The organism is Streptomyces sp. NPDC059851, assembly GCF_042732005.1.
Lineage (GTDB): Bacteria > Actinomycetota > Actinomycetes > Streptomycetales > Streptomycetaceae > Streptomyces.
In genome coordinates this window covers 72,101-96,279 of sequence record NZ_JBHWJJ010000004.1, presented here as the reverse complement: position 1 = coordinate 96,279, position 24,179 = coordinate 72,101, and the positions used below count along the sequence as shown (strand labels likewise).

The 24,179-nt window shown below is 72.8% G+C and carries 22 protein-coding genes; 11 read left to right on the top strand and 11 right to left on the bottom strand.

Features of this window, described 5'->3' with window-relative positions; all coding sequences use genetic code 11:
- Positions 1 to 242: 242 nt before the first annotated feature.
- Both ACFV7Q_RS02225 and ACFV7Q_RS02220 read right to left on the bottom strand, forming a co-directional pair.
- A complete protein-coding gene (locus ACFV7Q_RS02225; protein ID WP_385422640.1) occupies positions 243 to 1,598 on the bottom strand; it encodes a cytochrome P450 in 1,356 nt (451 codons plus the stop codon).
- Between the two features lie 15 nt (positions 1,599 to 1,613).
- Positions 1,614 to 2,651 (bottom strand): terpene synthase family protein, encoded by a 1,038-nt coding sequence (locus tag ACFV7Q_RS02220; RefSeq protein ID WP_385422637.1) that lies wholly within the window; start codon positions 2,649 to 2,651, stop codon positions 1,614 to 1,616.
- 423 nt (positions 2,652 to 3,074) lie between these two features.
- Between ACFV7Q_RS02220 and ACFV7Q_RS02215 the strand changes: the two genes are divergently transcribed.
- Both ACFV7Q_RS02215 and ACFV7Q_RS02210 read left to right on the top strand, forming a co-directional pair.
- On the top strand, positions 3,075 to 3,485 hold the full coding sequence (locus ACFV7Q_RS02215) for a hypothetical protein (RefSeq protein WP_385422635.1): 411 nt from the start codon (positions 3,075 to 3,077) through the stop codon (positions 3,483 to 3,485).
- Between the two features lie 121 nt (positions 3,486 to 3,606).
- Positions 3,607 to 4,665: a M4 family metallopeptidase gene (locus ACFV7Q_RS02210; protein WP_385422633.1), complete on the top strand. Its 1,059-nt coding sequence runs from the start codon at positions 3,607 to 3,609 to the stop codon at positions 4,663 to 4,665.
- Positions 4,666 to 4,760: 95 nt separating this feature from the next.
- Here the strand turns inward: ACFV7Q_RS02210 and ACFV7Q_RS02205 are convergent, their stop codons facing one another.
- Positions 4,761 to 6,038, bottom strand: a complete 1,278-nt coding sequence (locus ACFV7Q_RS02205) for an Nramp family divalent metal transporter (RefSeq protein WP_385422631.1) — start codon at positions 6,036 to 6,038, stop codon at positions 4,761 to 4,763.
- Positions 6,039 to 6,133: 95 nt separating this feature from the next.
- Positions 6,134 to 6,583: a hypothetical protein gene (locus ACFV7Q_RS02200; RefSeq protein ID WP_385422629.1), complete on the bottom strand. Its 450-nt coding sequence runs from the start codon at positions 6,581 to 6,583 to the stop codon at positions 6,134 to 6,136.
- Positions 6,584 to 6,783: 200 nt separating this feature from the next.
- Here ACFV7Q_RS02200 and ACFV7Q_RS02195 point away from each other — a divergent pair, with 200 nt between their 5' ends.
- Together ACFV7Q_RS02195 and ACFV7Q_RS02190 are read left to right on the top strand one after the other, a co-directional pair.
- A complete protein-coding gene (locus ACFV7Q_RS02195; RefSeq protein ID WP_385422627.1) occupies positions 6,784 to 7,758 on the top strand; it encodes a GlxA family transcriptional regulator in 975 nt (324 codons plus the stop codon).
- Positions 7,759 to 7,873: 115 nt separating this feature from the next.
- Positions 7,874 to 8,554, top strand: a complete 681-nt coding sequence (locus ACFV7Q_RS02190; protein WP_385422625.1) for a M15 family metallopeptidase — start codon at positions 7,874 to 7,876, stop codon at positions 8,552 to 8,554.
- Between the two features lie 69 nt (positions 8,555 to 8,623).
- Here ACFV7Q_RS02190 and ACFV7Q_RS02185 read toward each other — a convergent pair whose 3' ends face one another.
- On the bottom strand, positions 8,624 to 8,860 hold the full coding sequence (locus ACFV7Q_RS02185; protein ID WP_385422623.1) for a hypothetical protein: 237 nt from the start codon (positions 8,858 to 8,860) through the stop codon (positions 8,624 to 8,626).
- A 311-nt stretch (positions 8,861 to 9,171) separates the two neighbouring features.
- On the opposite strand from ACFV7Q_RS02185, the gene ACFV7Q_RS02180 reads away from it, so the two are divergent.
- Both ACFV7Q_RS02180 and ACFV7Q_RS02175 read left to right on the top strand, forming a co-directional pair.
- Positions 9,172 to 10,332: an alkaline phosphatase PhoX gene (locus tag ACFV7Q_RS02180; protein ID WP_385422621.1), complete on the top strand. Its 1,161-nt coding sequence runs from the start codon at positions 9,172 to 9,174 to the stop codon at positions 10,330 to 10,332.
- A 285-nt stretch (positions 10,333 to 10,617) separates the two neighbouring features.
- Complete coding sequence (locus ACFV7Q_RS02175) at positions 10,618 to 10,935, top strand: PRC-barrel domain containing protein (protein ID WP_385422619.1); 318 nt, start codon at positions 10,618 to 10,620, stop codon at positions 10,933 to 10,935.
- A gap of 43 nt (positions 10,936 to 10,978) precedes the next feature.
- Here the strand turns inward: ACFV7Q_RS02175 and ACFV7Q_RS02170 are convergent, their stop codons facing one another.
- Positions 10,979 to 11,683 carry a DsbA family protein gene (locus tag ACFV7Q_RS02170; RefSeq protein ID WP_385422617.1) on the bottom strand — a complete coding sequence of 235 codons (705 nt, stop codon included), beginning with the start codon at positions 11,681 to 11,683 and terminating at the stop codon, positions 10,979 to 10,981.
- Positions 11,684 to 11,774: 91 nt separating this feature from the next.
- Positions 11,775 to 13,277: an FAD-dependent monooxygenase gene (locus ACFV7Q_RS02165; RefSeq protein ID WP_385422615.1), complete on the bottom strand. Its 1,503-nt coding sequence runs from the start codon at positions 13,275 to 13,277 to the stop codon at positions 11,775 to 11,777.
- A gap of 182 nt (positions 13,278 to 13,459) precedes the next feature.
- Between ACFV7Q_RS02165 and ACFV7Q_RS02160 the strand changes: the two genes are divergently transcribed.
- Positions 13,460 to 14,149, top strand: a complete 690-nt coding sequence (locus ACFV7Q_RS02160; protein WP_385422613.1) for a TetR/AcrR family transcriptional regulator C-terminal domain-containing protein — start codon at positions 13,460 to 13,462, stop codon at positions 14,147 to 14,149.
- A gap of 396 nt (positions 14,150 to 14,545) precedes the next feature.
- Here ACFV7Q_RS02160 and ACFV7Q_RS02155 read toward each other — a convergent pair whose 3' ends face one another.
- Together ACFV7Q_RS02155 and ACFV7Q_RS02150 are read right to left on the bottom strand one after the other, a co-directional pair.
- Entirely contained in the window at positions 14,546 to 17,194 is a 2,649-nt protein-coding gene (locus tag ACFV7Q_RS02155; RefSeq protein WP_385422678.1) for a SpoIIE family protein phosphatase, read from the bottom strand.
- 151 nt (positions 17,195 to 17,345) lie between these two features.
- A complete protein-coding gene (locus ACFV7Q_RS02150) occupies positions 17,346 to 17,747 on the bottom strand; it encodes a DUF1992 domain-containing protein (RefSeq protein WP_385422611.1) in 402 nt (133 codons plus the stop codon).
- Between the two features lie 186 nt (positions 17,748 to 17,933).
- Between ACFV7Q_RS02150 and ACFV7Q_RS02145 the strand changes: the two genes are divergently transcribed.
- Together ACFV7Q_RS02145 and ACFV7Q_RS02140 are read left to right on the top strand one after the other, a co-directional pair.
- Entirely contained in the window at positions 17,934 to 19,280 is a 1,347-nt protein-coding gene (locus tag ACFV7Q_RS02145; protein ID WP_385422609.1) for an MFS transporter, read from the top strand.
- An 88-nt stretch (positions 19,281 to 19,368) separates the two neighbouring features.
- Entirely contained in the window at positions 19,369 to 19,872 is a 504-nt protein-coding gene (locus tag ACFV7Q_RS02140) for an ATP-binding protein (RefSeq protein ID WP_385422607.1), read from the top strand.
- An 82-nt stretch (positions 19,873 to 19,954) separates the two neighbouring features.
- Here ACFV7Q_RS02140 and ACFV7Q_RS02135 read toward each other — a convergent pair whose 3' ends face one another.
- Both ACFV7Q_RS02135 and ACFV7Q_RS02130 read right to left on the bottom strand, forming a co-directional pair.
- The gene (locus tag ACFV7Q_RS02135) at positions 19,955 to 20,776 is read right to left on the bottom strand and encodes a SigB/SigF/SigG family RNA polymerase sigma factor (RefSeq protein WP_385422605.1); all 822 of its coding nucleotides are present in this window, start codon (positions 20,774 to 20,776) and stop codon (positions 19,955 to 19,957) included.
- Positions 20,777 to 20,982: 206 nt separating this feature from the next.
- Positions 20,983 to 22,041, bottom strand: coding sequence for an AI-2E family transporter (locus tag ACFV7Q_RS02130; protein WP_385422603.1), 1,059 nt, complete (start codon positions 22,039 to 22,041; stop codon positions 20,983 to 20,985).
- A 432-nt stretch (positions 22,042 to 22,473) separates the two neighbouring features.
- Here ACFV7Q_RS02130 and ACFV7Q_RS02125 point away from each other — a divergent pair, with 432 nt between their 5' ends.
- Positions 22,474 to 23,085: a type 1 glutamine amidotransferase domain-containing protein gene (locus ACFV7Q_RS02125; protein ID WP_385422601.1), complete on the top strand. Its 612-nt coding sequence runs from the start codon at positions 22,474 to 22,476 to the stop codon at positions 23,083 to 23,085.
- Complete coding sequence (locus tag ACFV7Q_RS02120) at positions 23,066 to 24,160, top strand: glutamate--cysteine ligase (protein ID WP_385422599.1); 1,095 nt, start codon at positions 23,066 to 23,068, stop codon at positions 24,158 to 24,160. Before ACFV7Q_RS02125 ends, ACFV7Q_RS02120 begins: the two co-directional genes overlap by 20 nt.
- Positions 24,161 to 24,179: the final 19 nt, after the last annotated feature.

Sequence of the window (24,179 nt, the reverse complement as noted above, 5' to 3'; positions counted from 1 at the left end):
CATACGACATTCCTGCCCCCTCCTGCGCGTGCGGCCGAGTGTATGGCCCTGGGGACGAGACGTTGCCGAATCACCTTGTATTCTCCGCATCCCGCCACCCGTGCGAGTGCAATGCTGTACCCTCCGCGCACTTCCTCGCGGTGGATTGATCGGGAAATGGCGGGAAGAGATCGGCAGGAGAGCGGGAAAGAACGGACCGCGCCGGGGGTCCGACGCGGTCGGGGCGGTCCGGTCGGCTCGGGTCAGCGGCGTGCGACCGGAATCATGGGCAGTTCGCTGGGCTGCGGGATCCCGGCCGGAACCTCGCGCACGGTGACCCCCGGGGCGGGAACGAGGCGCCACCGGGAGGCCACGCTCGCCACCGCGGTCAGGATCTCCGCCACCGCGAACGAGTCCCCGATGCACTTGTGCTGGCCGGCCCCGAACGGGATGTACCGGTGGGCGCGCGGGCGTTCGCCCTCCTCTTGCCGCCAGCGGTCCGGATCGAAGACCTCCGGGTCACGGAACAGTGCAGGGTCCCGGTGCAGGGCGTACGGGCTGTAGGCCAGCTCGGCCCCTTCCGGGACGGACACCCCGCCGAGGGTGAGCGGTACCAGGGCGCGCCGGGTGAACAGCAGCGGCGAGTGCAGGCGCAGCGCCTCCTGGAAGACGCGCTGCGCGTACGTCAGTCCGGGCAGGTCCGAGGGGCGGACGGGGCGGGTGCCCACCACCGCGTCGACCTCGGCGTGCAGGCGCTCCTCGACCTCCGGGTGGCGGCCGATCTCGTGGAACATCCAGGCCAGGGTGGTCGCGGAGGTCTCGGTGCCGGAGAACATGATGGCGATCACCTCGTCCCGTACCTGCTCGGGGTCCATCGTCCGGCCCGTCTCCGGGTCCGTGCTCGACAGCAGCAGCGAGAGCAGGTCGTGGCGGCCCTCCGCGTCCTGGACCCGGTACCGGTCGATCACCTCGTCGATGATCCCGCGCAGCCGCCCGGCGGCCGTGTCGAACCGGCGGTTCAGCGGAATCGGCAGCCGGTCGAGGGACTTGGGCATGACCGCGCGCAGCAGCATGCCTTCCAGGACGACGGGCAGCGAGCGGTGCACCTCGTCGACGGCGGGGCGGCTCAGTTCCCCCGAGAAGATCATCTCGGCCACCGAGGACATCGCGTAGCGGCGGGTCTCGGTGACGATCGAGACCTCGCGCCCGTCCGTCCAGGACGCGGACATCGCCTCGGCCTGCCGGCACATCGCCTCGGCGTACTCGGTGATGTGTTTCCGGTGGAACGCCGGCTGGATCATCCGCCGCTGTGCGCGGTGGAAGTCGCCGTCGGTCGTCACGATCCCGTTGCCGAACACGGGGCGCAGCCGGTCGAAGATCCGCCCCCGGCCGAACCGCTGTGCCTGCTGGACCAGTACGGAGTGGACGTGCTCAGGCGTCGTCAGGACGTGGACCGGCCAGGTGCCGATGTCGATCCGTACGACCTCGCCGTGGTCCCGCAGCGACTCCAGGAAGGCTATCGGCCGCTGCCACAGCGGCAGGGCGTGGCCGAGGAGCGGTAACCGTCCCGGGGCCACGGGGGCGCCGGCCGCGGGGCCCCCTCGTTCCACGTGTGCCACGGGCGGACCCCCTCGTCATGCCACCGATACCAGGTCCGGGCGGGTGTACGCAGACTCCAGCCCGGCTGCGAACCGTTCGTCGCTGTACCGCGTGCACTCGTAACGCTGCCACAGATCCGCGCCGATCATCCAGTCTTCATAACTGCGTACGCACCGGGCGACCGCCTCGCGCAGGGTCGGGTCGGTCCCGTCCCCCGCATCGAGGACCCGGAACAGGCGCCGCTCGCAGTCGAGGTACTCCTCTATGCGGGCGTGGATGCGGCTCTCCACGGTCCGGAGCGCGTCCGCCAGCGAGCACCGCTCCCAGGAGGCGACGAGTGAGACGAGGTTGTTGTTGTCCCCGCAGGAGTGCTCCTTCGGCAAGGAGAACACGTCGTTCTCCCACCCGATGACGTCCAGGGCGCACGTGACGACCTCGCGGAACTCGGGGAGGTCGTGGATCCGCTGCGGCAGGTCGAGGCCGAGGCCCGCCTCCACCATGTCCATCATGGGCAGCAGTTGGGAGCTGTGCCGGCGCAGCAGGACGTAGTCCTCGACCGACGGGCAGCCACCGACCTGCCTGTTGCCGGCCTCCTGGTCCAACGAGCGCAGCACGAGCCGGAAATGGGACCGGAAGCGGACCGCGGCAGGTGCGGACAGCCCGGCCAGGATCCGGTCGCACAGCTCGGTGAACCCTCGCACGAGCGGATTCCCGCGCGCCGTCGCGTCGCCGATCCGGCCCGTCCCCAGGTATTCGGTGATGGCTCCGACGACGGGCCGCCATGCGGACAGTCGGCCGTTCCGGATGAGATGGTCGTGCTGGTCGTCCAGGACGAACGACCAGGCCATCCACTCGGCGAGCAGCACGACCGTCTCGTACGGCACCTCCCCGCTCACCCGGCCCGCGAGGTGGCCGAAACCGATCCCTGCGAACTGGTCCACGGCATCGGTCACCAGTTCGTGGTGCACCACCCATGCCGTGGCCTCCGCATTGGCGCGCGCGGCGTGCGGGTGCTTCGTGTTCCCAAAAGGTAGATGGAAATCGGGAACGGTGAAATCGGTGTGCCCGGCCATTTGGTCCCCCCATGAAGAAGTCTCGTCCGTCAGTACTCGCTCACTGTGAAAGATGAGCGCTGCGACCTGGAGCGTTCCCCCTCTGGTGCGGATTTTTCATGGGGATGTGTGATGTTTGTGGGGAGGAATCGGTCGTATGTCGAACGGATCCGGCCAACTGCAAAGCAATTAACCCTCACGGGGGACTGCGATGTCAACGTGGGGCAGCGGAAAACGGTGAATTAGTCCCGAAAACTCGTGCTGTCTATTCGTACAGAATATGTGGCCGGCATAGTCGCCGACGCCCCCCGGCCGGGAGGAGTGGGTCGGGGCCGGTTGGCCGGGTTGCAGCGGGGGAGCGGGCAAGTGGTCGAAGAGCGCCTTGGGGCCGGGGGGTTCTGCCTAGACTGCGGGTGGACACGGCCGTCCGGGAGGGGTGGGAACGTGGTCGAGAACCGTCCGGCCGAACCGGACGACGGCGGTCCCGAAGCCGAAGTCCTGGGGTCTTATCTGGAAGGGGTGCGGGCCCGCCTGAGCGGGGAGCGGTTCGAAGTGCTCATCCGCGCCGTCCAGACCACCTGCGCCCTCCTGGGCGAGGGCCCCCACCGGGCCGTGTTCGAGGTGCCCGGCGGCGGCGAACTCGCGCCCGACCTGCAACGCGAGTACGTCTCCCTGCTCGCGGTGATGATCACGGGGCGGCTCGACCACCACCTGGTCCAACTCGCCGCCCCCCAGGGCGACAAGGGCTGGGCGGTCATCGAGAACACCGGCCCCCGGCAGGACGACGCCGGGCGGGCGTGGATTCAGGCGGAACTCGACGGCATCCTCCGCGCCGGCGACCCCGCATCCCCCTGACCCCTGCCCGCGACGGGCGGGGCCCCGTGCAGGAATTCGTTCCCGGGCCTGGTCAAACGGGGTGGGTGTGCGCGAGGATCTCGGCCGCACCCCGCCCCACTCCAGCACGGGAGGACGTCTCATGGCCCGCCGCACCCCCCGCGGCCTCATCGCCGCAGCCACCGCCACAGCGGCAGTCGTCGGCCTGGCCGGGCCCGCTGCGGCCCTGCCCCCGTCGACCGGCGCCGGCCCGGGGGCCGGGCTGCCCATGGCCCGGATCTTCATGGTCAACCCCGTCCAGTCCACCGGCGACCAGACGCTGACCGACGGCAAGGACGGGGCCGCCGCAGTGCCCGAGTCCGCCTACACCCTGGCCGCGCTGCGGAACCTGGACGGCAGCGGATCGCTGTCGGGCAAGTGGGCGTACGTGCGCTCGGACACCGGAGCCTCGGCCCGCCTCGCGGACGTGGGCTCCTACGACCGCACCGACGACCGGTTCGAGCAGGTCATGGCGTACTTCTGGGTCAACGAGGCGCAGGAGTACCTCCAGGGCCTGGGCTTCGGCAGCGAGCTGCCCGGCGCCAACGACCGGGCGCAGCCCGTCCGCATCAACCAGTGGGGTGCCGACAACTCCTTCTTCACCGACAAGAAGGCCGAGATCCGCCTGGGCAAGGGCGGTGTGGACGACGCCGAGGACGCCGAGGTCATCGTCCACGAGTACGGCCACGCGGTGCACCACGCCCAGGTGCCCGGGTTCGGTACCTCGCCGGAGGCGGGCGCGATCGGCGAGGCGTTCGGGGACTACCTGGCCGTCGCGGTCGGATCGCACGCCGCCGCGAAGTACGGATGGCCGCGCGGCGCCGACCCGGCGTGCGTGGCGGACTGGGACGCGGTCGCGTACACCGCCGCCCCGCACTGCCTGCGGCGCACCGACAGCGGCAAGGTGTACGCCGACCGGGTCGGCGAGGTCCACGCGGACGGGGAGATATGGTCCCGGGCGCTGGCCGACATCCGTGGGGCGCTCGGGGCGCGGACCGCCGACCGCATCATCGTGAACGCGCAGTTCGGCTTCCGACCGGACACGAGCTTCCAGGACGCTGCCCTGACGACGATCGCGACGGCTCAGCGCATGTACGGCGCGAACGCAGCGAACGCCGTGCGCGACGCGTTCAAGGCCCGGCAGATCCCCGGCGTCGTCTGACACCGGACGGGCGATGCGGCGGTGGCGCCGCCTCCGGCCTCCGGACTCCCGTGCCGGCGGTGGCGCTCGCCCGGTCCTCGGCGGCGCCGGTGCCGTCACCCGGTCAGGTCGCGCAGCTGCTGTACGCACAGCACCACGAACAGCAGCCCCGCGGCCCCCAGCATCGCGTTGCTCAACGGCCCGTTCCGCCAGGGGGCGGGCGTGCGCGCGGAGTTGAGCAGCCACAGCAGGGTCAGGGCCAGGAACGGCATGAAGAGCGCGCCGATCACCCCGTAGACGACTACGAGGCCGAAGGGCTGGTCCAGGAAGAGCAGGCTGATGGGCGGGAAGGTGAGCCAGAGCAGGTAGGCGCGGAAGGGCAGTGACTTCTCCGGGCCGGTCCCCGCAGGGACGAGGGAAGGGCGGTACTTGGCGACGAAGTCGGCGAACATCAGGCTGACGCCGTGCCAGACCCCGATGAGCGAGGTGTAGGACGTGGCGAAGAAGCCGATGAGGAACAGCTTGGCGGTCGCCGCCCCGTAGCGTTCCTCCAGGACCCCGCTCAGGTCGAGCAGCCCCTTGTCGCCCTTCGTCAGCGCCACGCCGGACGAGTACAGCAGCTCGGCCCCGACGAACAGCATGGCCACGACGAAGACGCCGGTGGTGAGGTAGGCGATGCGGTTGTCGAGCCGCATCACCCTCATCCAACCGGTGTGCGTCCAGCCCTTGGCGTTGACCCAGTAGCCGTACGCGGCCAGCGTGATCGTCCCGCCCACTCCGCCGATCAGGCCGAGCGTGTAGAACAGCGAACCGTCCGGCAGGACCGGCACGAGGCCGGCGAGCGCCGAGCCGAGGCGGGGCGTGACCCGGATCGCGAGGTAGACGGTCACCGCGAACATCACGCCCACGAGGGCGGTCATGAGCTTCTCGAAGACGGCGTACCGGTTGAACCACACGAACACCAGCCCGGACAGGCCGCACAGTACCGCCCACACCTTCAGGTCCATCAGGCCCGGGAAGAGCGCGGCCAGGGGGAGCGCGCTGGAGGACATCGCGGCGGCGCCGTACACGAACCCCCAGACGACGACGTACCCGGCGAAGTAGACGCTGGTCCAGGAACCGAGGCTGCGCCAACCGTCGAAGAGGGTGCGGCCGGTGGCGAGGTGCCAGCGGCCTGCGGCCTCGGCGAGCGAGATCTTGACCAGACAGCCGATCACCGCCGCCCACAGCAGGGTGTACCCGAACTTGCTGCCCGCAATGAGGGTGGCGACGAGGTCACCGGCGCCGACCCCGGTCGCCGCGACGACCATTCCCGGGCCGATGGTCCGCCAACTCGCCTTGCGCGGCGCATGGTTCTCGCCCGCTCCGGTGCCCTTCTGGGTGGTGTCCGCCATTGGTGGCCGCCTTCCCGTTCGCCCCATCGGTGATCCGGATCACCAAAGCGGCTCGGCGGCGCTCGCGCAAGAGGACCTCCCCGCGGCGCAGCGCGTCAGCGGCCGGTCCACGTCCACAGCAGGATGGCCGCCGCGCCGCACAGGTCGACGACGCAGCACCACTCCGACCACGCCCGGGGGACCACCCGGCCGGTGCGGTGGTGGGCGAAGTCCCATACCGCGTGGCCGAACCAGCCGGCCGCCAGCAGGTGGTACCCCGCCGTGCGGTCCAGTGCGAGCACCGTCACGGCCACCGCGGCGAAGCCCAACAGTCCGGCGACCTGGACCGGGAGCGTGCCCGGCCGGCGCAGCTCCCCGCGCAGCGCGCCGAAGGCCAGGTAGCACAGCGGCATCACGGCCAGGAGCCCCGCGAGGAGTGCCGGGGGCGGTGTGCCGTCGACGAAGGTGGCGACCACGAGGACGAGCGCGAGCCAGGTCGGCCACCGGTGCCCGAGTCGTCGCAGTGCGCTGCTGGCGGGGGAGGGGGAAGCGGGTGCCGTCGTCATGGGGTCTCCCGGGCGGATGGGGTGGTGGGGTGAACGGGCGATGGGGTGCTCGGGCCCTGGCGTACGGACCGGGTGCCGGGTGCCGGGTGCGCGGAGCGGACCGGGTCCAGTCTGCGGGCGCAGCGGGCCGTGTGCCCTGCGCCGGCCGCGGGGACGTCCCGAAGCTTGGGGTGGCGGTCCTTCCGGCATAGGGTCGTCGCATGGGGACTCGGCGGGTGGCGGTGGTCGGCTACGACACGGCGGAACTGCTGGACATCGCCTGCGTCACCACGACGCTGGCCATGGCGAACCGCCTCGGCGACCCGTCCCGCCCGTACGACGTGGTGCTGGCCGTGCCGGGCGCCCGTCCGATCGTGTGCGGCTCCGGCCTCACCCTGCAGGGCGGGGCGTCGCTCGAACGCCTCGTCGGACCGCTCGACACCCTGATCGTCTCGGGCGGAGTGGGCTTCGAACAGGCCGCCGGCGACCAGCGGCTCGTCGGACACGTACGCCGCCTCGCCAAGGAGAGCCGGCGGGTGGCCTCGGTGTGCACGGGGGCGGCGGTACTGGCCGCCACCGGGCTGTTGGACGGCCACCGGGCCACCACGCACTGGCGGTTCGCACCGCAGCTCGCCGCCCGCCACCCCGCCGTGGCGGTCGACGCACGGCCCATCTACATCCGCGACGGCAACGTCTCCACCGCGGCGGGGATCACGAGCGCCCTCGACCTCACCCTCGCCTTCGTGGAGGAAGACCACGGCGCCGAACTGGCCCGCCAGGTCGCCCGCGATCTGGTCACCTATCTCCAACGGCCCGGCAACCAGGCACAGATGAGCCTGTTCACGGCCGTGCCGCCGCCCCGCAACGACCTGGTGCGCGGGCTCGTCGAGTACATCGCCGGTCACCCTGACGCGGACCTGGGCGCTTCGGCGCTGGCGGCGCGCGCGGGTGTGACCCCGCGCCACCTGACCCGCCTGTTCCTGGAGCACCTCGGACAGGCGCCGGGCCGCTACGTGCGCCGGGCCCGTACCGAGGCCGCGGCGCACCTCCTCGCCTCGACCGCACTACCCCTGGCGAGTGTGGCCGCGAGGTGCGGCTTCGGCTCGGCCGAGACCCTGCGCCAGGCCTTCACCGCCCACTACGGCATCCCGCCGTCGCGGTACCGGGACGCGCACCGCTCGGGCACGGCCGGCTGACCACCGCGGGACCGCCCCGGGGGAGTGGAGGGTGTGGCCCGACCATGACCTGGCGTGACCCGTGTGGCCCGCGTGGCGTGCGGGGTGGCGGGTCCGGCCCGTCTACCGTGGGCCGGTGCGCCTCGCCCCCCTCGCCGTCGCCGTGGTCGTCGTGCTCGGCGCCGCCGCCCCGTCCTGTACGCGGACCGTGTCGCTCCCGCCGCCCGGGTTGCGCGTGGAGGCCCAGACCCGGGATCTGGCCGCCCAGGTGACGGAGGTTCCGCCGGCCGCGCTGGGCGCCACGTACCGTCCCGGCTGCCCGGTCGGCCCGGACCGGCTGCGGCTGATCCGGATGAACCACTGGGGCTTCGACGGCAAGGTCCACCGGGGGGAGCTCGTCGTCCACGAACGCGTGGTGCGCCCCGTGCTGTACGTCTTCGGCGAGGCCTTCCGGGCCCGGTTCCCGATCCGCCGGATACGGCCCGTCTCGGCGTACGGCGGTGATGACGCGAAGTCGATGGCCGACGACAACACCTCTGCCTTCAACTGCCGCCGGGTGACCGGAGACGACTCCCGGCTCTCCCGGCACGCCTACGGGGACGCCGTCGACATCAACACCGTGGAGAACCCCTACGTGGACCGGTACGGCACCGCACACCCGCCTGCCGGACGGTCCTACCTGCGCCGCGACCGCACCGCTCAGGGCATGATCCGCCCGGGCGACGTCATCACCCGGGCCTTCGAGGAGGTCGGCTGGCGCTGGGGCGGTCGCTGGTCCAACCCCGACTATCAGCACTTCTCGGCGACCGGCGGCTAGCCGGGGCCGGGCCGGGGCGGGGGACCGTACCGGCCCGGGCGGTGCGCGGGCCCGTCGGCGGCCCGGGGGTCAAGCGGCCTCCACCCACGCCCGGGCGCGGGCGAGGCGCCGCAGCTCGACGAGGTCGGCGTACGAGTGGGCGGTGTCGGTCCAGTACGGATGGGCGTACAGCAGACGTAGTTCGTGGATCAGCGCGCGCCGAAGGCGGGTGCTGCCTCCTCGGTGCTGCCGGGCGAGGGCGGCGTAGGTCTGGATCACCCGGATCTGGGTGAGGAGGAGGTCATCGGGGAACTGGGTTCGCGCCATGCCTGAATTAGGCCACCTGTTCGATTTTCGAGGCAAGCGGAATCCGCCCTCCAGTGCGCTCGTACATCCGTACGGGAGATCCCTCGGGGGGGGGTGTGGCTCGGGCCCGCCGGGCGCGCCACCGTTTTCCGCCCACGTGGGTCGGGACACCTCACGTGGCCGGCGGTACGCTCCCGCCGCCCGGTTGCCCCGGGGTCCGGCAGCGGCCGTCCCCGCGACACCCGGCGTTGGCGTGGACGCAACACCCGGCGCCTAGTTTCCTCAGCGCTTCCCCCCGCTCCCCCCGCCCTCCCCTTCTCCGAGGAGTGAACGTGGAACGTCGTACCTTCCTGCGCGGCGCTGCGATAGGCGCCTCCGCCGCTGCCTTCGGCGGCACGCTCATGCGCGGCGCCGCCTACGCCGCCCCCGCCCAGCCGGGGCCCGGCCCGTACGGTGCGCTCGGCGCGGCCGACGCCAACGGGATCATGCTGCCCAGCGGCTTCACCAGCCGCGTCATCGCCCGCTCCGGCCAGACCGTCCCCGGCACCTCGTACCAGTGGCACAACGCCCCCGACGGCGGTGCGTGCTACGCCGATGGCACGGGCTGGATCTACGTGTCCAACTCGGAGATCAACCCGTCCGGCGGGGCGAGCGCGGTCCGCTTCAACTCCTCCGGCATCGTCACCTCCGCGTACCGGATCCTCTCCGGCACCCGCCAGAACTGTGCGGGCGGCAAGACGCCGTGGAACACCTGGCTCTCCTGCGAGGAGGTCAGCCTCGGCTACGTCTACGAGACCGACCCGTGGGGTGTGAACGCGGCCGTGCGACGGGCGGCGATGGGCCGGTTCAAGCACGAGGCGGCCGCGGCCGACCCGGTCCGGCAGGCGATCTACCTGACCGAAGACGAGTCGGACGGCTGCTTCTACCGCTTCCGCCCCTCCACCTGGGGCAACCTCTCCTCCGGCACCCTCCAGGTCCTGGTCGCCGGCTCCGGCACCTCGGGCTCCTTCAGCTGGCAGAACGTGCCGGACCCGGACGGCTCTCCCACCACCACCCGCAACCAGGTGTCCGGCGCCAAGCGCTTCAGCGGGGGCGAGGGGTGCCACTACGCCAACGACACGGTCTGGTTCACCACCAAGGGCGACAACCGCGTCTGGCAGCTCAACCTCACCAACAACACGTACGAGCTGGCCTACGACGACTCGCTCGTGGTCGGTGGCGGCGCCCCGCTCACCGGCGTCGACAACGTCACCGGCTCCTCGTTCGGCGACCTGTACGTCGCCGAGGACGGCGGCACCATGGAAATCTGCGTGATCACCCCGGACGACGTCGTCGCGCCGTTCCTGCGGGTCACCGGGCAGCCGTCCTCCGAAATCTGCGGTCCCGCCTTCTCGCCCGCCGGCAACCGGCTGTACTTCTCCAGCCAGCGGGGCACGAGCGGCAGCTCCTCCGGCGGCATCACGTACGAGGTGACCGGCCCCTTCCGCACCTGACGCCTCCGCCTCCTCCGCCCCGCCTCCGTCTTCCCGCCTCCGTCTTCCCGCCTCCACCGCGGCGCGGCCCCGTCGGCGTCACGACGGGGCTACGCCCCTGCGACGGCGCGCCCACCGGCACTCGGGGAGGCCGGGGATCCGGTGGCGGTCGGCCCGCGTAGGGGCGACCGTGGCGGGTAGGCGGTCGTATGGCCGCCGCTCAGGTCAGTGGCGTGTGTCCACGGGCGGGCGGAGGGTGACGGGTGACGCGGTTCGCCCCCAAGCCATCGGGAGAGGTGAGGACGTATGCCCGCTGACATGGCGGACCTCGTCGGCTACAAGGTCGAGGCCTCCGACGGGACCATCGGCAAGATCGACCGGCACAGCGAGTACGTCGGGCGGCAGTTCATGGTGGTGGACACCGGCCCGTGGATCTTCGGACGGCACGTCCTGGTGCCGGCCTCGGTCGTCGCCCGGGTGGACGACGAGAACGAGATCGTCCACCTGTCCGTCACGCGGGCCGAGGTCAAGGGCGCGCCCGAGTTCGAGCGCGGCCAGCACGCTGACGACATGGCGGCCATCCAGATCATCGAGCACTACTACTCGAAGAACAGTCACACCTGAGCGGCGCCCGGGCCGGCGCCCCGCCCCGCTCCCGGAACGACGCTCAGCGGCGCGGCGGGCGGTCCTCGGCGGATTTCAGGTACCTGCGGAGGGCGCCCCCGTCGTCCATGACGTCGCGGTCGCCCTCCTTCACGGGCCACCCGTTGACCTCCATCGATGGGGTCCCGCGCACCCAGGACCTGCCGAGGGCCTGGTCGGCGGCCTCGACGAACTGGCGGTGCCGTGCCGCGCGCACCGCGTCGTCGAAGCTCCCGTCACGTAGCCCCTCGATCGTGTCGGCCAGTCCGAGCAGACCGTCCGTGCTGAAGCCGCCGCGCCGCTTGGCCGACGCCTGGCCGTCGTAGACCGCCTGGTGCAGGTCGACGAACTTGCCCTTGTCGAGCGCCGCGCGCAGGGCGTTGACGGCCCGCTTGGACCCGGGGCCGAGGAACGAGCCCAGTGCGAACTGCAACTGGAGGTCGCCCGTTGCCGCCATCCCGAGGAGGCGGGGCCCGGTGCCGGTGGTCTCGAACTCGGCGCAGGCCGGGCAGCTCGGGTCCTCGTAGACCTTGACGACGAGCTCGGCGGACGGATCCCCGACCACGATGGTGGTGCCGTCCGAGCCCAGTGCCTGCGCCACGGGCCCGATCGGCCCGGCTTCGCGTTCGCCCTCGCCCGGCCTCCCCAGCGGCAGGCACCCGGCGGTCGCCGGCGCCAATGCGGCCGCCCCGATCGCTGCGAGTACCTGTCGTCTGGACCTGACCTGCATGTACGTCTCCTCCCCTGGTTGGAGAGGTGAGCGTACGCACTCCCGCCCAGCCTGCACGAGCCCGGGGCCGGCTCCAGCCGCCAGCCGGCGGTCAGCCGGCGGCCGGAACGGCGGTGACTGCCGGGCCCCTGACCTGGGTCACCCAGTCCGCCAGATCGGCCGCTTCGGCTGCGGAGTGCGCGGCCCAGGCGGTGTAGCCGTCGGGGCGGATCAAGAACAGGCCGCGACCGTACCCCTCGTGGGCCCCTATCCGGGCCGTGCGCAGCTGCGGCAGTGGCGGGAGGTGCTCCGGCAGGTCGGTGCCGACGGCCAGCAGGGTGAAGTGCGGCCCCCGGAACAGATCGAACAGCCGCAGCCCGTCGCGCCGGCCGTCGGGGGCGCGGTCCCCCGCGGTGAGGGCGTCCTCCGGCAGGCCGGACCGGAGCTCGCGGGACAGCGACGAGCCCCGGTGGTGGATGCCGAGCTGGCGGGTGGCGGCACCGCGGCGGGCCTCGCCGCGGTGGATGCGCGTGGACAGCCCCAGCACGGCGGCCGCCTCGGGCAGGCGCTCCTCCTCGTACGTGTCCAGCAGGGCCTCGGGGGCGCCGTCACACAGCACGGCGGCGAGCTTCCAGCCCAGGTTGTAGGCGTCCTGGACGCTGGTGTTGAGGCCCTGGCCACCAGCGGGTGAGTGGATGTGCGCCGCATCGCCGGCCAGGAAGACCAGCCCCTGCCGGAACCGGTCGGCGAGCGCCGCGTTCACCGTGAAGTCCGAAGCCCAGCGGACATCCCGCACCTCTTCGGCCCTGACATGGGTGAGCTCGGCCACCAGGGCGCGGATGTCGTCCGCGGAGAGTTCGGCCCGCACCTCGCGGTACTGGCCCACGAACTGGAATTCCTGCGTGTGGGGCAGGGGGCACAGGGCGGCGAAGCCCCGGCTGCCGTCCTCCGTGGGCGGGAAGAGGTGCCAGTTGTCGCGGTCCAGGCCGTCGACCACCACATCCGCCACGACCAGCGGGGTGGGGTCGACGCGTTCGCCCGACATCTTGATGCCGGTCAGCCGGCGGACCGTGGACCGGCCTCCGTCGGCGCCGACGAGGTAGCGCGCGCGGACCGCGGTGGCCGGGCCGCCGTCCGACGCGAGGAGGGCCTCGACACCGCCGTCGTCCTGCGTGAGAGCGGTCAGTTCCGTGCCGAACCGCACGTCGCCGCCCAGTTCCCGCAGCCGCGCCAGCAGGATCTCCTGCGTCCGCCACTGGGGGAGTATCCAAGGGCCCGTGTAAGGATCCTGCTCGGTGGGTTCCACCTCGTCGAACATGCGGTGCTCACCCAGTCGTACGCCGTCCTTCCAGGCCATTGCGACCGGGGCCGGGCCGCCCCGGCGCAGCACCTCCTCCAGTACGCCCAGGTCGTCGAAGACCTCCAGCGTCCGCGGCTGGATCCCCTTGCCGCGCGAGCCGGGAAACAGGCCCGCCGCCCGCTCCACCACCAGCGGGCGGACACCGCGCCGCGCCAGACAACAGGCCAGGGCCAGGCCGGTCGGGCCCGCCCCCACCACCAGCACGTCGGTCCCGCCGCCCGCCCCGTTCTCGATCGTCCGTGTGCTCATCGTCATCCCCGTTCGTCATCCGGGCGCACCACGCCCACCCCACACGTCCCCGCCCTCCTTAACGCCGTTAAGGAGTCGATGGCACGAGCATGCCCTTAACGTTGTTAAGCTGTCAACCCGGAACGCTCCGGACGCCGCGTGCTCCGGACGCCGCCGCGCCGTCCGCGCGACCACACGAGAGGCATGCGATGACCCCCAAGTCCGACCGCACGCCGCCCCGTGTCCCGCCGCTGAGCCGCGTGACCGTTGCCGAGGCGGCCCTGCGCCTGCTGAACGAGACGGGGCTGGAGAAGCTCACGCTGCGGGCGATCGCGGCGGAACTGGACGTGAAGGCGCCCGCGCTCTACTGGCACTTCAAGAACAAGCAAGAGCTCATCGACGAGATGGCCACCGAGATGCACCGGCGCATGGCGGCCGACCCGGCGGCCGTGCCGCCGCACGATCCCGGGGCGGACGGGCCGGCGTGGCGCGCGATGCTGCTGGCCGGCAACCGCCACCTGCGGCGCACGCTGCTCTCCTACCGTGACGGCGCCCGCGTCTTCAGCGGCTCCCGGTTCACCGGCACCGGCCACGGCGAACAGGTGGAGGCCCACCTCAGGGCCCTGCAGGACGCCGGCCTCGACCTGCCGCAGGCCGTCCGGGCCCTCGCGACGGCCTTCGTGTACACCCTGGGCTTCGTCGCGGAGGAGCAGGGTGTCCACCCCGTCCCCGGCGAGCGACGGGAGGGCTTCGACGTGGCCGAGCGCGGCGAGCGCCTGGCCGATTACCCGAGCGCGGCAGCCGCCGGGACGTACCTGTTCGAGGACTTCGACGCCCAGTTCGAGGAAGGGCTGCAGCTCATCCTCGACGGCATCGGCGCACGCTACGGCGTCAGCTGACCCCCGCACCCGGACAGCTCGGCCGCCCAGGCCGAAGACGCCCCAGCAGCGCGGCGGCCGCCCACCGCGGCCCGTCGGCCACCGGCCCGGCCCCGACGCCCGGCAGCGGCTGGGACGGGATCGCCCCGCCGCCGCGGCCGCCGAGGAGACGGCAGTGCCGAGGGCGGGGATCCCGTACGCCGAGTAGCCGTACGCCGAGTAGGCGCCGATGTGGACCGCCCGGCCGGCCAGGAGGCGCCCAGGGATGCCGAACCGATGGTGGCCCACGGCCCGCAGGTAGGCGCGGAACCCTTGCGGCCGGGCCCCGCCGTGGGGCCGCGTGTGTCGCCGTGGCCGTGGTGACCGCGAGGACGGACGGTCGGCAGGTGACGGGCAGGAGGAAGCCCGCCCCCGCCGTCACTCCTCCCCGCTGTCCGGGAGCTGCTGCTCGGACCAGATGACCTTCCCGTCCGGTGTGTACCTCGCCCCCCACCGTCGGCTGAGCTGGGCCACCAGGAAGAGGCCGCGGCCGCCCTCGTCGGTGGTCGTCGCATAGTGCAGGCGCGGTGAACTGCTGCTGCCGTCGAAGACCTCGCAGGTCAGGACCCGGTCGCGCAGGAGTCGTACGCGCACCGGCTCCGCGCCGTGCCGGATCGCGTTGGTGATGAGCTCGCTGAGCACCAGCTCCGTGCTGAACGAGAGCTCCGACAGCCCCCACTCGTCCAGCTTCTCCACCGCGACCGCGCGCAGCGTCGCGACCGCGCTCGGCTCGAACGGGACTTCCCACTCGGCGATCCGCTCCGCAGGCAACACCGACGTCCGCGCGACCAGCAGGGCCACGTCGTCGCGCGCCCGCACCGGCAGCAGTTCCTGCAGTACCGCCGCCACCGTGTCCTCCGGCTTGCGGTCGGCGTGGGCGAGCGCGGAGCGCAGCAGGTCGAGCCCCTCGTCGATGTCGCGGGCGCGGTCTTCGATCAGTCCGTCGGTGTACAGCACCAGCTGGCTGCCTTCGGCGAGCTCCAGCTCCGCCGCCTCGAAGGGGAACCCGCCGAGCCCCAGGGGCGCCCCGGCGGGCAGCTCGGGCGTCTCGACCCGGCCGTCCGGGAACACCACCGCCGGCGGTACGTGGCCGGCGCGCGCCACGGTGCAGCGCCGGGCCACGGCGTCGTAGACGGCGTACAGGCAGGTGGCTCCGAGCAGGCCGCCCTCGGCTCCGCCGCCCTCCCCGTTCTGGTCGGTGTACTGCACGAGGTCGTCGAGGCGGGCCAGCAGCTCGTCGGGCGGCAGGTCGAGGGAGGTGAAGTTCAGAACGGCGGTCCGCAGCCGGCCCATGGCCGCGGCGGCGTGCAGTCCGTGACCCACCACGTCGCCGACGACGAGCGCGACCCGGCCGCCGGGGAGCGGGATCACGTCGAACCAGTCGCCGCCCACCCCGGACTGGGCGGGCAGGTAGTAGTGGGCGACCTCGACGGCGTTCTGCTCGGGCAGGTCGCGCGGCAGCAGGCTGTGCTGGAGGGCGACGGCGAGGGCGTGCTCGCGGGTGTACCGGCGGGCGTTGTCGATGCTGACGCCGGCCCGGGCGACGAGCTCCTCGGCGAGCGAGAGGTCCTCCTCGTCGAACGGCTGCGGCTTCTCGGAGCGCCAGAAGTTGACCACGCCGAGGACGACGCCGCGGGCCTTGAGCGGGGCCGTGATCAGGGAGTGGACCCCGTAGTCCACGATGGCCCGGGCCCGCGGCGGGTCCTGCGCGTGCCAGCCGGGGGCGTCGGCCAGGTCGGCGATCACCTCGGCCCTGCCGCTGCTCAGTCCGCGCGCCTGGGGGGTGGAGGGCAGGAAGTCGATCAGCCGGCCCCGCGGGTAGAGCGGAACGTCGTCGCGGATGCCGCTCACGCCCGTGCGGCGCAGGTCGACTGCCGCGGCGGTGGGTTCGTCGCCGAGCAGGACCGGTTCTGCAAGGTCGACGGTGACGAAGTCCGCGAAGCGGGGCACGGCGACGTCGGCGAGTTCCTGGGCGGTCCGCTCCACGTCGAGGGTGGTGCCGACGCCGACCCCGGCGTCGTACAGCAGCCGCAGTCGCCTGCGGGCGGCCTCGGCCCGGGTGGTCAGGATCTGCATCTCGGTGGAGTCCCGGATGGTCACGGCCGTGCCTTCGGTCCTGCTGCCCGACGGCCGGGTCGGCCGCTGGTTGATGACCAGCAGCCGCTCCCCGGCCTCCAGCACCTCGTCGGTGGCTTCCCGGCCGGAGAGCAGCAGGTCGGCCAGGTGCCCGTCGAGTTCGGGGAGCTCGCGGATGTGCCGGCCCTCGGCGTCGGGCGGCAGGTTGAGGAGGCGTTTCGCCTCGTCGTTCGCGAGGAGCAGCTGTCCGCCGCCGTCCGTGATCAGTACCCCTTCCCGTACGGAGTGCAGCACGGCGTCGTGGTGCTCGTACATCCGGGTCATTTCGAGCGGCCCCAGGCCGTGGGTCTGGCGGCGCAGCCGCCGGCTGATCAGGGCGGCGCCCGCGGTGCCGAGGGCCAGTCCGGCCGCGCTGGTGCCGAGGATCACCGGGAGCTGCTGGTCGACGACGCTGGCCACGTTCTCAACGGTGAGCCCCGCCGACACCAGCGCCTCCACCTCGCCCTTGTCGCCCTCGGAGAAGACGGGCACCACCGCCTGGATCTCCTTGCCCAGGGGGCCCTCCACGCTCTCGGTGTGCACGCGGCCGTTCAGCGAGGGCTCGATCGTTCCGACGAAGCGTTTGCCGATGCGGTCGGGCAGCGGATGGGAGTACCGGATGCCGCTGGTGTCCATCGCGACGATGAAGTCGACCTTGGCGGCCTTGCGGGTCTGCTCCGCCAGTGGCTGGAGGGTTTTGGACGGGTCGGAGGTGCGCAGCGCCTCGCGTAGGGCGGGGGAGTGCGCGAAGGTCTGGGCGACGGCCACCGAGCGGTTGCGGGCCTCCCGGTCGACGTCGTGGCGCGACTGGAGGACGAGGGCCAGCACGGCGCCGGCGGCGAGCAGCACCACGATCGCCACCTGAAGGACGAATACCTGTCTGGCGACGCTACGCGGGCGCTTCCGGCTCAGTGACCGCACCGACGTCCCCGGCACGGGTTGCAAGGACGGGCCACGAGACCATTTGTAGCACTCTCTATGGCTGTCGGCCGGTAGTACCGGACGGGCACGTCGCCGCCGGTGCCCCGGACGCCGCCTTCACCGCCGCCGCCCCGGTATCGGCTCAGTCGGTCCGTCCCGTGCGCCAGGCCGCGAGGACCGCGTCCACGTCGAAGACGGTGAGCCGCAGCGGCGGCCCGGGCGGCGGCCTGCGCAGGGCGGCGCTGATCTTCTCGTTGATCGCGGCGAGGACGGCGCGCACCTGCCGCTCCGAGCGGGCCGAGCGCACCGCCTCCATCGCGTCCTCGGCCTCCTTGCGCAGGGCGAGGGCCGGTGGCAGCCCGGCGAATCCCTCGCGGTGCAGCTTCTCCTTCACCCACCACATCTCGTCGTACGGGGCGTCGACGGAGGCCAGTGGCTTGCCCATGCCCTCCAGCCGGTCGAAAGCGCCGCGCTCGGCGGCCTCGCGGATCTGCCGGTCCACCCAGGACTCGAAGCTGACGCCCGGTGGCTTGCGCTCGGTCACGGTTCCTCCCTCGGCTCCGACCGGCCGGCCCCGCCCCCGGCCCCAACTCCCCGGCCCGACGGCCCGCTACGGCCTCCGGCACCAGCGTAGCGCCACGCTAAGTATCTTGACGTCGAGATTGATGTCCGGGAAGCTGACCCGAAGTACCTCGATGTCGAGATACTTTCGGCGATTCCGGAGGCGGGGATGAAACGGCGGCGCGGCGGAGGACACGCGTCGGCGTGCGACGGCGGGAGGAAGGGCCTGATCGCACAGCTGCGCCGCCCGCCCGGCGGCCGCGACGCCCGGATCATGCTCTTCGGCCAGCTGCTGGACCGGACGGGCACCGGCCTCTGGGCGGCCTCGTCGGTCCTGTTCTTCACCTTCGTCGTGGGACTCGACGCCGGACGGCTGGGCCTGTTGCTCGGGGCCGGCGCCCTCGCGGGCATCGCCGGCTCACCGCTCGCCGGGCACCTCGCCGACCGCTTCCCACTGCGCCCGCTGCTCATCTCCTGCCATCTGCTGCGCCTCGCGGCACTCTGCACCCTGCTCGTGGTCAGCCGCTTCGACGTGCTGGTCCTCGTCGTCGCCCTCACCCACCTGGGGGACCGCGCGGCCAAGACGCTGGAGATGCTCTTCGCCACCCGGGTCGCCGGCGAACGGCGCGCCACCTACCAGGCCCTCTCGCGCAGCGCGGCCAATGCCGGTTATGCCGTCGGCGCGGGAATCGCCGCCCTCGGCCTCGCCGTCGGCACCAGGGAAGCGTACGAGCTGCTCATCCTCGGCAACGCGCTGTCCTTCCTGGCGGCCGCCGCGCTGGTGCGGCAAACCCGGGAGCCGCACGGCCGGGGCCGCCTGATCGCCCCGGCACCGGCCGCCGCGCCCCCGCCGCCCACCGACGGCGGGCGCAGCCCGTGGCGGGACCGCGGCTACCTCCGCTTCGTCCTGCTCGACGTCCCCCTGAACCTCGACGACGCCATCCTCAACGTCGGGCTGCCGCTCTGGCTCGTCCACCGCACCGACGCGCCGCACGCCCTCGTGCCGGCCCTCCTCGCGATCAACACCGTCCTCGTCGTCGCCCTTCAATTGACCGTGTCCGCCAAGGTCGAGGAGCCGCGCCGGGCCGCGCGCGCCGCCACCTGGTACGGGATCCTCCTGCTGGCCTGCTGCGCCGCCGTCGCCCTCGCCCCCGCCCGTGGTGCCCCGGCCGCCGCGCTCGCCCTGCTCGCCGCCGCGGTGCTGGCCACTGCAGCGGAGCTCGTGCGCTCCGTGAGCTCGTGGGAACTCGCGGTCTCACTGGCGCCCCGGCACGCGAGGGCCTCGTACCTGGGAGTGGCCGGGCTCTCCTCGTCCGTGCAGAAGGCCGTCGGACCGCTGCTGCTGACCGGTGCCGTCATGGCGGCCGGACCGGCCGGCTGGGTAGCGCTGGGCACGGCGGTCGCGGGGCTGTCCCTCGTACAGCGCAGGGCCAGCCTGCGCCGGTTGGACGCCGTCCTGCCCGTGCCCGAGGGGCACCGGCTCCAGGCGCGGGCCGACGGCGCGCCCGCCACCTGAACCGGACCGACCCGGCGAATGTTCTCGGCCCGGCAGGGTAGGCGGATTTCGGCAGGTCGCACGGCAAGGAGGAACGGGGCACCATGCCATGAGCGAGGAGATCCGCAGGCTGGCTCTCGGTAGCGCAACCGGAGGCGTCGTGGCCCGCTGCCGCCAGTTCACCGTGGACGCTCTCGCGGCCTGGCACTGGATCGCCCGATCTTCCGGGAACCACCGGGAGGCCGCCGACGGACGCTGCGGAGGCAAGGCGGACCCGGACGATCCGGACCGGGCCGGAGCCGCCGAGGACGTCCTGCTGGAGGACGTCCTGCTGATGGTCTCCGAACTGGTGAGCAACGCCTGCGTACACGCGGGCGGCCCCAGCGAACTGGTCCTGCGGGCCAGCTCCGACCGGCTCCGCGTGGAAGTCGGCGACGGGAGCCCCGAGCACCCCCGCCGCCGAACGGCCTCCGACCCCGCCCTCCCCGGCGGGCACGGCCTGCTGGTCGTGGACCGGCTCGCCCGGAACTGGGGCTGGGACCCCCGCCCCGACGGGACCGGCAAGACGGTCTGGGCGGAGGTGGCGGCACCGCTTCCGAGGCGACGGCGCTAGACGGCGCGCTGGACGGCGCGCTGGACGGACACCTCGACGACGCAGCGCTGGACGGCGGCCCGACGGAGCGGGCTGAACGCGGTCACGTGTCCTCGAGCAGGCTCGCCCGCAACATGGCCAGGGTCCGGCTGAGCAGCCGGGAAACGTGCATCTGGGACAGCCCGAGCCGTTCGCCGATCTCGGACTGGGTCAGCTCGTCCCCGAAGCGCAGCGACAGCAGCGTGCGCTCGCGCTGCGGCAGGGTGGCCAGGACCGGCTTGAGCGACTCCAGGCACTCGATGCGGTCGTACGCGGTCTCCTCCTCGCCGAGCGAGGGCCGGTCGGATCCGGGCTGCCGGTCGCCGTCCTCCCGTGCCGGGGCGTCCAGGGAGCGCGCCGAATACGCGTGCGCCGCCTTCTGCCCCTCCGCGAACTCCTCTTCGCTCACGTTCAGGTGCTCGGCGATCTCACCCTCCGTGGGTTCGCGGCCGAGGTCCTGCTCCAGGGCGTCGTGCGCCTTGGCGGCGCCTATCCGCAGTTCCTGGAGCCTCCGCGGTACCCGGACGGCCCAGCTGGTGTCGCGGAAGAACCGTTTCATTTCCCCGGTGATGGTCGGCAGGGCGAAGGTGGTGAACTCCACGCCCCGCTCCGGGTCGAACCTGTTGATGGCCTTGATCAGCCCGATCGTCCCGACCTGGACGATGTCTTCCATGGGTTCACTGCGGCCACGGAAGCGGCGGGCGGCGTACTTCACCAGGCTGAGGTTGAGTTCCACGAGGGTGTTGCGCACGTAGGAGTACTCGGCCGTACCTTCCTCAAGGGCACGCAGCCTGCGGAAAAGGGTCTCCGACAGGGCGCGGGCCTCGCCGGTGCTCACACTCAACGTGTCCTGCGGGATTCCTTCGGTGACCTCTGCGTAGCGCATATCGGCTCCTCCGACGGGTGGTCGCGCCGCACCGCCGTGCGACCCGGCCGTCTCGTGAGCTGTTCGTCAGGGATATACCCGCGCGGGACCGCGGCGAAAGCAGCCCGTCGGATCGGCCGCGGACCAGGCCCATCGGGTGGCCCGGGCCAGCTCCCGCCCGGCGCCCTCAGCTCCCGCCCGGCGCCCTCAGCTTCCGCCGGGCGCCCTCAGCTCCCGCCGGGCGCCGCCGGACCGGCCCCGCCCGCCCGCTTCCCCAGGGCCAGGCGGACCGCCCACACCACCGACACCAGGGGTACGGCCACCACGGCGCCCACCAGGCCCGCGGCGATCGTCCCCGCCGCCACCGACAGTGCCACCACGAGGGGGTGCAGCCGTACCGCCCAGCTCATCACCAACGGGTGCAGCACGTGCCCCTCCAGCTGCCCGATCAGCACGATCAGCGCGACCACGAGCGCGGCGACCAGCGGCCCCTTGGACGCCAGTGCGACGACCACCGCGACCGCCAGCGCGATCGGTGACCCGATGAGCGGGATGAACGCGAGGAAGAACTCCAGCAGCGCCAGCGGCACCGCCAGGGGGACCCCCAGGGCGTACAGCGCGACCCCGACGAGCACGGCGTTCGTGGCCGCCACCAGCACGATCCCGTGGGTGTACCCGGTGAACGCCCGCCACGCCGCCCGCCCGGCGACCTCCGCCCGGACCCGCCCACCCGGCGGCAGCTGGCGGCACAACCAGTCCCATTGCCGCTCGCCCGACGCGATGAAGAACACCGCGCAGAACAGTCCCAGCGCGCCCACGGTCAGCCCGTGCGCCACCCGGCCGGCGCTGTCCCAGGCCGTGCTGAGCAGCGAGGTGCGGTGGCTGGTGAGGTAGGAGCCGATCCGCTCGCGCAGGTCGGTCAGTGCGTCCGGGGCCAGGCCGAACGGGGCCCGGTCCAGCCATCCCTGGAGCCGGCCGAGGCCGATCCGGAACTCCGCGACCAGCGAATGCCACTGCACGGCCACCGTCTCGCCGATGCCCGCGAGCACCCCCATCAGGAGCACGGTGCTCCCGATGACGCAGCAGGCCACCGCCAGCGGGCGGGGCATCCACTGGTCGAGCAGGTCCGCGACCGGACGCAGCAGCGCGGCCCCGACCAGGCCGAGGAAGACGGCCACCGCCAACTCGTGGAACCGGCCCAGGACCGCGAAGACCGCGTACACGGCCGCGCCGAGGACCAGCAGCCGCCAGGCGTACGCCGCCGCCGTCCGCAGTGCCGGCGACACCGGGCCCGCACCGGCACCGGCGCCCGCCCCCGAGCCCCCGTCCGCCGCCGGCCGTCCGCGCCCACGTGCCGCGGCCCCGTACCGGGTGCGGGCACGGCGGCCCGCCACCCGAACGGAGGAGCGCGGGCCGTCCCCGCGCGGATCCGCCGCGTGGCGGTCCGGCCGCGCTCCGGATCGCCTGCTCATCTACGCGTGTACCGCCTCTGCTGGTGGCGAAGGGCCGTCGCCCTACGAGGTGCCACGCAGGGCCGGACGGCGCACGCACCCCTCGGCGGATTCGCCCGAAGGAGGCGGCCGGACGCCGGACGGCCGGCTTCCCGGAGTTCCGCCGACGCACATCCCTGCCATGCTTGAGGTGAGTCCTACCGGGCAGACGCGGAACCCACCTGGGGACCGGTCGGCCCGGGCCCCGGACCGAAGGAAGTGAGCCTGGTGCGCATCGCCTTTCTGACGGCGCCCGCGGGCGTCGAGGAGATCGAGCTCATCGAGCCGTGGAAAGCCGTGCTCGACGCCGGCTGGGAACCGCGGCTGGTCTCCACGAAGCCGGGGGAGGTCCGCGCCTTCCGGCATCTGGAGAAGGCCGGCCGCCACCACGTCGACGACGTGCTCGGCGACGACGCGGCCGCTGCCGCGGACGGCTTCGACGCGCTCGTCCTGCCCGGCGGCCTGGCCAACCCGGACGCCCTGCGCCTGCACGAGGGGGCCGTCCGGTTCGTCCGGCGGTTCTTCGAGGCGGCCAAACCGGTCGCGGCGATCTGCCACGCGCCCTGGACCCTGGTCGAGGCCGACGTCGTACGGGGCCGCACGCTGACCTCGTGGCCGAGCCTGGCGACCGACATCCGCAACGCCGGTGGCACCTGGGTGGACGAGGAGGTCCGCGTCTGCCGCGCCGCCCCCGCCACCCTGGTCACCAGCCGAAAACCGGCGGACCTGGATGCCTTCTGCGGGGCACTCGTCAAGGAGTTCGACAGGGAGTTCGACACGGGGTTCGGCTCGGGTACTTCGGCGAGGAGCACGGCGGGACATGACCACGGTCGGGGTTGAGGAAGAGTACGTACTGCTGGACCCCGCCACCCACCTCCCGGTGGCTTGCGCCGAGGAGGTACGGGCCCGGGCGGGCCTGGGTACTTGGGTGGACGAGGGCGAGGTGCAGCACGAGCTGCTCCAGGCACAGGTGGAGGTCGCCACTCCGGTCTGCACGGACCTGGAGGAGGTCGGCGGCCACCTGCTGCGGCTGCGGCACGCGGTGGCGGCGGCCGCCGAGGAGGAGGGCTGCGTGGTCGCCAAGACGGCCACGGTGCCGCTCCGGGCCGGCGTGCCGGTGCCGGTCACCCGCGAGACGCGGTACCTGAAGATGCGCGAGGAGGCCGGCCGGCTGGTCGACGAACAACTGATCAACGGGATGCACGTGCACGTCGCGATCCCCGACCGGGACACCGGCGTGGCGGCCATGAACCGGCTGCGGGTCTGGCTGCCCACCCTGCTCGCGATGTCCGCGAACTCCCCCATGTGGGACGGGCGCGACACCGGCTTCGCGAGCTGGCGCACCATCGTCTTCGGCCGCTGGCCGGTCAGCGGCCTGCCACCGCTCTTCGACTCGCTCGCCGACTACGAGCAGCGGGTCGACGCGCTCGTGGAGTCCGGGATGATCGCCGATCGGGGCCAGCTGTACTGGCAGGCGCGGCTGTCCGAGCGCTACCCCACGATCGAGATCCGGTGCCTGGACGTGCAGCTGGAGGCCGACGACGCCGTCCTGCTCGCCGGCATCGCCCGGGGCCTGATCACCACCGCGGTCAACGAGGAGAAGGCCGGCGCGCCGCTCCCCGTCTGCGCCCCCGAACTGCTCCAGGCCTCCCTGTGGCACGCGGCCCGCTACGGGCTGAGCGGCACCCTCCTCGACCCGGGCGGGCACCGGCAGAGCGCCGGGGACGTGCTCTACATGCTGATCCAGCACATCACCCCGGCCTTGGAGGAGGCCGGGGACCTGCGGGAGGTCAGCGCCCTGCTGCACCGGCTGCTCCAGCAGGGGACCCCCGCGGACCGGCAGCGCCGTGCCTTCACCGACGGCGGGATGCGGGGCCTCACGGACCTCATCACGACCAAGGACGCCGCGGACTGACCCGGCGCCCCGTCGGCAA

Excerpts from the sequence above, each read along its gene's own strand:
- ACFV7Q_RS02185 (WP_385422623.1), bottom strand. The coding sequence starts at position 8,860 with ATGGCGCGAACCCAGTTCCCCGATGACCTCCTCCTCACCCAGATCCGG.
- ACFV7Q_RS02175 (WP_385422619.1), top strand. The coding sequence starts at position 10,618 with ATGCCCGCTGACATGGCGGACCTCGTCGGCTACAAGGTCGAGGCCTCC.
- ACFV7Q_RS02200 (WP_385422629.1), bottom strand. The coding sequence starts at position 6,583 with ATGACGACGGCACCCGCTTCCCCCTCCCCCGCCAGCAGCGCACTGCGA.
- ACFV7Q_RS02145 (WP_385422609.1), top strand. The coding sequence starts at position 17,934 with ATGAAACGGCGGCGCGGCGGAGGACACGCGTCGGCGTGCGACGGCGGG.
- ACFV7Q_RS02140 (WP_385422607.1), top strand. The coding sequence starts at position 19,369 with ATGAGCGAGGAGATCCGCAGGCTGGCTCTCGGTAGCGCAACCGGAGGC.
- ACFV7Q_RS02120 (WP_385422599.1), top strand. The coding sequence starts at position 23,066 with ATGACCACGGTCGGGGTTGAGGAAGAGTACGTACTGCTGGACCCCGCC.
- ACFV7Q_RS02165 (WP_385422615.1), bottom strand. The coding sequence starts at position 13,277 with ATGACGATGAGCACACGGACGATCGAGAACGGGGCGGGCGGCGGGACC.
- ACFV7Q_RS02195 (WP_385422627.1), top strand. The coding sequence starts at position 6,784 with ATGGGGACTCGGCGGGTGGCGGTGGTCGGCTACGACACGGCGGAACTG.
- ACFV7Q_RS02170 (WP_385422617.1), bottom strand. The coding sequence starts at position 11,683 with ATGCAGGTCAGGTCCAGACGACAGGTACTCGCAGCGATCGGGGCGGCC.
- ACFV7Q_RS02160 (WP_385422613.1), top strand. The coding sequence starts at position 13,460 with ATGACCCCCAAGTCCGACCGCACGCCGCCCCGTGTCCCGCCGCTGAGC.
- ACFV7Q_RS02210 (WP_385422633.1), top strand. The coding sequence starts at position 3,607 with ATGGCCCGCCGCACCCCCCGCGGCCTCATCGCCGCAGCCACCGCCACA.
- ACFV7Q_RS02220 (WP_385422637.1), bottom strand. The coding sequence starts at position 2,651 with ATGGCCGGGCACACCGATTTCACCGTTCCCGATTTCCATCTACCTTTT.
- ACFV7Q_RS02205 (WP_385422631.1), bottom strand. The coding sequence starts at position 6,038 with ATGGCGGACACCACCCAGAAGGGCACCGGAGCGGGCGAGAACCATGCG.
- ACFV7Q_RS02135 (WP_385422605.1), bottom strand. The coding sequence starts at position 20,776 with ATGCGCTACGCAGAGGTCACCGAAGGAATCCCGCAGGACACGTTGAGT.